Annotated in this window: 1 protein-coding gene; it reads right to left on the bottom strand. The window is 60.2% G+C overall.

Annotated elements, in window-relative coordinates:
* The coding region (locus AC1DZP_RS36345) for an alpha/beta hydrolase family protein (RefSeq protein WP_477309190.1) at positions 1-618 on the bottom strand (618 nt) is incomplete at both ends.

The raw sequence follows: 618 nt of genomic DNA, 5'->3' as shown, positions 1-618 counted from the left end.
GGTAAAGCCTGTGGCCGAACCGCCGCGAGCATCAGGCTGAGGCGCCTTTGCGGCATCGGCGCGTACTGCTCGCGGATTTCCCGCAGGTGCATAAGTCCTCACTTCTTTGCCTGCCGATCTTACCGGCGCTTCCCCAGATCTGGCTTCAGTTCGGCTTGTAAGACCCCAGAAATCCGCAATATGGCGTGTTGATGAAATACCGACGTCCAGCATGAATGGGGCGGCAACGCCCAAGCCATCGTCACCGAGCGTCTGGAGTGGCGTGCCATGGCCCATGCCGGCAATCGTGTATTTCTCGATCAACTCATTGCCGTCCGCGTCGCACCACACCTGACGTATCTGTCGATCGACCGTTTCTTCTCGGGTGGGGCTGGCGCCAACATCATGAACTCCTTGCCATTGAGCGAGAATGGAATCCGCGTTCGACGGGACCACTGTGGTGTCGGCCGAGCCCTGCCAGATTGAAATCTTCGGCCAAGTCCCTTTATGAGGCGAAGCTCCGGCCAAGCGTCTCTGGAGCTCAGTTTTCGTTGGGCCGCCATGGCCACGCATGCGATCGAAGGCTTCCGGGATCGTCGACGCGCTGCCGTAGGCGAGCCCTGCTATGATTGCGCCGCC

This window comes from Mesorhizobium sp. P2_F8, from assembly GCF_056403655.1.
This window is presented reverse-complemented; position numbering and strand designations above follow the sequence as displayed.